Genomic DNA, 5871 nt, shown 5'->3' with positions numbered 1-5871 from the left:
TGCAACGTTGTCTAGGCACTTCTAATTCAATCCAAAGCGTGCCGATGTGCCAAGCATAACTATGACGAAAACGACGAAGCTTTTTATCATGACGATAGGTTTTACCCAAGCAAATAGGAAAAAGAATGCATTGAGGTGCTGAAACGGACGGCTCTTCATCAGAAGGCATGGAAATCTCAAAAAAAGATGGTAAAGGCATAATAGATTTGATAAACTGGTTGTACATAGCGAAAACTCCTATCGTGATTTGTCTCGTCAACGATTACGATACCAGAGTTTTCGCTTTTTTCATATCCATATATGGAAAAATATTCGTTTTTTACATAAGCAACCCCAAGTTACGGTGATGAGCCTTTATTTTACCGATTTTCCCAGATGGTAGGAATATATTAATATTATTAGAGAGGGATGTGCAATGAAAATATTATTTAAGTATGTTTCAAGTGGTCTCAGTATGTTTCTTTTTTATGCGATTAGCATCTTTGTCGTACCAATTATCATGATCTTTCTCGATAAAAGGGATTTTCAATCATGTCCTTCTCTGTTTGGGTTTAAACTGTATGATATTCAAATGACGAACGGGAACTTTGTATCAGAAGCAACGGCATTCGGGGCGCTTTTATCATTTAGTATTGGAATCGCCCTTTACTTTCTAATCAGTCTATTTATTAATAAAGGCAAAGTTACTAATACTGCTTAATAGGATGTCCTGAAAATTTCGCTTTCTGTACGGCATTTCCTTTGAATGGTAAATTTATACTGCTGCGCATACTAGTTGGTCAGTCAATTAAATTCTCAACTTTCGCATCTACCGAGTAACCCGACTCCAGCAGATCACATGAAAGAAATCAATCTTAAACGAGGGACTGTCCGATCAGTCTATTTTAGGATAAAATAATCCAAAATTAAGACCTTAAGAATGCTGAAGATTAAACATTCTTTGGGTTTACCTTTATAGAGCCCTGCATGTGTCATGATTGACAGATCATGGGATGTGAAGTACAGGTGGATTCTGTTGAACAAATGCTGAAGCCATTTCGATGGAAAAGGTATTCTGGATATACCACATGGCTGAAAAACTAGATAAGGTGAGAATGTTTTACGACAAAAGAACGGACGAACTTTACGAAGGTAAGGGTGGTTTGAGGATTAAATATAGACTGATCCTATTTACCAACATTCGATAGGGTGAGTGGTGTAGTAAAAATGCCCCCTCTGATATATTCTATGGCGAACAATAGCGGCAGCCAGCTAACAGGGTTAAAGGAAGCACCTTCGGCTAGAATGGATAGCTACGTTGTAAGGTGCTTGGAAAGCAAGGGAGTTGAGAAGAGGGTTGTCACTCCTATCAAACTAGGTTAAAAAATTCACTCAGACAAACTTTTATTTCTTTTATTTAATTGGTGCGTTATTAATAAGCGATAGTGCTTCATTAACCTTAAAAATTTTACTGCGAATATCAGTAATTCCATAAGTTGTTAAACGAGCTGAATGCATCTCTAAATATTTTTCAGCATCCTCTTTCGTTTCGAATAAGTATACCCCACCAGATTCTTTAGTGGTCGGATTCTCTGTCCAAATCTTCCAAATGACACCTGGCTCATCATTAATACTTTTAGCTAAATTAACAAAAGCATTTGACATTTCTTCACCGAATGGTCCATCCGTTTTAAAATCCACTTGTAATAAATATTTCATGATTTACACTCCTTGTTAATTTTCTCAATATTATAATAAATCACCTAGGCGAAAAATCATACTTAATTGCTTATAACATAGAAAAAAACTTTAGCGAATAGTACAATTTATTTTTTCACTGCTGTTTTTGTCGTTAACTTCAGGAGTTTATCAATTATTAATAATTAGATATGGCTGTCAAACTCTTTTATTATAATTTTTGATTTCGATTACATAATAAAATATGAAGTAACCGGACATTAAAGAAAGAATAGGGAAAATTACTTTACTGTTGATTTAGAAATTAGACTAGCAAATCCAAGATCGTTTATCGTCAGAAGAAAAAAACGGCTGATGTAGTCGTTTAACAAAAGGTGTCTGCTCCTCATATTAAGGGGTAGACTCTTTTTTATTGGGAATATGGTGATGAATATGGCAAAATATAGATGTAGACAAGTAGTTAAAAGTATAATAAAGAATATAATTGCAAATCTTATGGGCAAGGAGTCTCGAAATGAAATTCTATCAAAATAGCAAAGAAAATGTACTAGAAACTCTTGATACAACAGTCGATGGCTTAACGAGTCAGGATGTACAATCTCGCTTGGAGCGGGATGGATACAATGAAATTGAAGATAAAGAAAAAGTGCCAACCTGGAAGCTCTTTTTAGAGACTTTTCAAGATCCAATGGTCATTGTTTTACTCATTGCAGCAGGTGTACAAATTTTACTCGGTGAGCTAGTCGAATCATTGATTATCTTTCTTGTGCTCATCATAAATGCAGTGATTAGTGTTGTGCAGACAAGAAAAGCGGAAAGTTCCTTAGAGGCGTTGCGGGATATGTCAGCGCCAGAGGCGAAAGTGATTCGTGATGGAAAGAAGCAGACGATTGCAGCACGAGAATTAGTACAAGGGGATATTATTTTCCTAGAAGCGGGAGATTATGTTCCGGCTGATGGACGTGTGCTGGAAAGTGGTTCGTTGACAGTAAATGAAGGGATGCTAACCGGTGAATCTGAAGCGGTTGAAAAGTCTACTGAAGCCATTGAGGGTGACGTAGCACTTGGAGATCGTCGTAATATGGTATTTAGTAGCTCGTTAGTTGTTTACGGACGCGGTACGTTTGTCGTTACGGGGACTGGTAAGAAAACAGAGGTCGGTAAAATCGCCCATATGCTTTCAACAGCCGAGCAAAAGGAAACGCCATTACAGCGAAAATTGAATGTTTTTAGTAAAAGGTTAGGATTCGGTATTTTGCTTTTATGTATCGTGATTTTTGCCGTACAAGCTGCTCGTATTTGGTTGGGAGGTAGTGATGGCGATACGACAACTGCATTACTGGATGCACTGATGTTCTCTGTTGCAATAGCAGTAGCAGCGATACCAGAAGCACTACAATCAATTGTCACAATCGTGTTATCTGTTGGGACGAATAAAATGGCGAAGCAGCATGCGATAATTCGCAAGCTTCCTGCTGTGGAAACATTAGGATCAACAAGTATCATTTGCACAGACAAGACGGGAACGTTAACACAAAACAAGATGACAGTTACAGATTATTTTTTACCTTTTCATCAAAAGGAGCGATTTCCAGATAATCTAAATGATTGGGATAAATCTGAGCGTTTCCTTGTTTATATAGCGGCACTTTGTAATGATTCCTATATGAATAAAGATGGTCAGGAAGTAGGGGATCCAACAGAAGTAGCCTTAATCAATTTCGCAAATAAACATGGGCGCAATTATGAGGAGTTGAGAAAAACGTATCAACGAGAAGCGGAATTGCCGTTCGATTCAGATCGTAAGCTAATGTCCACTGTACATACGATAGACGGGACAAAAATGATGCTTACAAAGGGTGGGCCAGATGTTCTGTTTAGCCGCGTTAGCCATGTATTAATAAACGGTGAAGAACAGCCAATGACAAATGATTTACTAAAACAATTTAAAGAGGCTAATGAAAATTTCTCTAATCAAGCATTAAGGGTTTTGGCATATGGCTATAAGCGTCTGCGAAACGATCAAGCAGTCATTGACTTTGAGGAAGAGTATGGCCTCGTCTTAGTTGGATTAACAGCTATGATGGATCCGCCACGAGAAGCGGTTTATCATTCAATAGAGGAGGCGAAAAAAGCCGGCATCCGTACCATTATGATTACCGGTGATCATAAAACAACCGCACAAGCCATTGGCCGCAATATCGGCTTAATGGAAGAGCAAGATATCGCTGTTACGGGTCAAGAGCTCGATGCGATGAGTGAGGAAGAGCTAGATCAGAAGTTAGACAGGATTTCTGTATATGCCCGCGTATCGCCAGAAAATAAAATTCGAATTGTGAGAGCTTGGCAGAAAAAAGGTGAGGTTACAGCAATGACAGGAGATGGTGTTAATGACGCTCCGGCATTGAAGCAGGCGGATATCGGCATTGCGATGGGGAGCGGAACGGACGTTGCCAAGGATTCTTCTGCGATGATTTTAACTGATGACAACTTCGTTTCCATTATTAATGCTGTTCAAATCGGAAGAACGGTGTTTGATAACATTAAGAAAGCAATTAGTTATTTATTTGCAGGGAATCTCGGAGCTATTGTTGCGATTTTGTACGCCGTCACTTTCAATTTGCCGAACCCGTTTACAGCGTTGCAATTGTTATTTATTAACCTTGTGAATGATTCATTACCTGCTATTGCGTTAGGTGTTGAGAAGTCCGAGCCAGATGTCATGAAACGAAAACCTCGTTCGATTGATGAAGGTATTTTTGCTGGTGGGACGATGAAGGCCGTCCTAACACGCGGTATACTAATCGGGGTAGCTGTTATTATTTCCTTTTATATCGGCTTATCCCATTCCGATGATATGGGTGTAGCGATGGCATTTACAACGCTCATTTTATCACGAACATTCCAAACCTTTGCTGCCCGTTCGAATACACAAACATGCATACGTTCTGGTTTCTTTAGCAATAAATATGTCATTGGTGCGGTCGTACTTGGATTATTACTGTACGGAATGACTGTATTACCATTTGCTCGAAGTGTGTTTAATATTCCTCCTGAATTTGGTATGGTAGACTGGTTGATAGCAACAGCACTTGCGCTTGGGTCAGTTATTATGATGGAAGCTGCTAAAGTCGTGCAGTATCGGAAAGGGTAAAAGGTAGAGTGCAAGGAGACAAATTAAACTGTAGCAACTCGCATGGAGATGGTTTACTCATATAAAAAATAAAAATTAATGTGATAATAGAGTGTGCTACATTCAGTGGGGGATGAAAAACCCCCTCTGAATGTAATAGTCTCTTCAAAAAGATGTTTTTTTGAGATTAATATACAGAAAATTGAGAATGTTTTAATAAATAAAAAGGGATTTGAGTCCTTTTCATCCAACTTATAAACTATTCTCTCTCATGCATAAACCCAAAGTCTTTTATATATTTTTCGGTAAGATTATTGAGCGAGCTACTATTGTCTGTCTAACTGTTTCATCATTTGATAATGGTTGGTACTAAGAATTTTGGATTGTTTACTAAAATCTGTAGGGAGATATGAAATGAGTACATTGAAGTTTACATTGTTAATTCTATTAACAACATTTTTAATGGGTTCTTCTTTTGCTGTAGTTAAAATTGGTTTGCATTATTCATCTCCATTGCTATTAGCAGCATTACGCTTTACACTTGCCGGAATCATCATGGCGATCATCGTTTTTGCTTTAAAAAGACCACATCCAGTATCGATAGGAAGCTGGATCAAGTTGATGGTGATTGGTGCTTTACAAACAGCAGGTGTTATGGGATGTATATTTTTGAGTTTACGTACGATTACCGCTAGTGAATCCTCCATTCTTACATTCACAAACCCATTATTCGTTGTTGTATTCGGTACCATCTTTTTAAAAATACGCTATCAACTTTATAAGAGGGGCGTAAAACCCCTAACTACCTTGTGTTTGAATGTATTTTTGAATAATCTCTTTGCTAACATTTCCAATGCTACATACGAAGTAACCGTCACTCCAAAAGGTGCGTTCTTTCCAAAAATGTCGGGAAAGATATTCGTTATGCTTTTGCCATATCCGATAAGTCGTGAGTTGTTTCAACAACCTAACAATTTCAAGAATACTCCATTTTGGGAAATAACGAATTAATACATGGATATGGTCTTGATCTATCTCTTGCTCAATAATTTGCCAACCGA

The 5871-nt window shown here is 37.9% G+C and carries 4 protein-coding genes and 2 pseudogenes; 3 read left to right on the top strand and 3 right to left on the bottom strand.

The window, feature by feature from the left end; genetic code table 11:
- A pseudogene (locus tag MLD65_RS17710) lies at positions 1-226 on the bottom strand (ISL3 family transposase); the annotation flags it as partial.
- A gap of 189 nt (positions 227-415) precedes the next feature.
- On the opposite strand from MLD65_RS17710, the gene MLD65_RS17705 reads away from it, so the two are divergent.
- Positions 416-700 (top strand): hypothetical protein, encoded by a 285-nt coding sequence (locus MLD65_RS17705; RefSeq protein WP_243293142.1) that lies wholly within the window; start codon positions 416-418, stop codon positions 698-700.
- Positions 701-1392: 692 nt separating this feature from the next.
- On the opposite strand, the gene MLD65_RS17700 is transcribed toward MLD65_RS17705, so the two are convergent.
- Positions 1393-1698, bottom strand: coding sequence for a monooxygenase (locus tag MLD65_RS17700; protein WP_243293141.1), 306 nt, complete (start codon positions 1696-1698; stop codon positions 1393-1395).
- Between the two features lie 493 nt (positions 1699-2191).
- Here MLD65_RS17700 and MLD65_RS17695 point away from each other — a divergent pair, with 493 nt between their 5' ends.
- Positions 2192-4831, top strand: coding sequence for a cation-translocating P-type ATPase (locus MLD65_RS17695; protein WP_243293140.1), 2640 nt, complete (start codon positions 2192-2194; stop codon positions 4829-4831).
- Positions 4832-5224: 393 nt separating this feature from the next.
- A pseudogene (locus MLD65_RS17690) lies at positions 5225-5593 on the top strand (DMT family transporter); the annotation flags it as partial.
- Between the two features lie 15 nt (positions 5594-5608).
- On the opposite strand, the gene tnpA reads toward MLD65_RS17690, so the two are convergent.
- Positions 5609-5818 carry an IS200/IS605 family transposase gene (tnpA, locus tag MLD65_RS17685; protein ID WP_243293143.1) on the bottom strand — a complete coding sequence of 70 codons (210 nt, stop codon included), beginning with the start codon at positions 5816-5818 and terminating at the stop codon, positions 5609-5611.
- Positions 5819-5871 lie beyond the last annotated feature (53 nt).

Origin of the sequence: Bacillus sp. FJAT-47783 (assembly GCF_022808615.1) — a bacterium.
Taxonomy (GTDB): Bacteria; Bacillota; Bacilli; order Bacillales; family Aeribacillaceae; genus Bacillus_BZ.
Note: the sequence above shows the minus strand (reverse complement) of the source record. Positions and strands in the feature narration are given on the sequence as shown.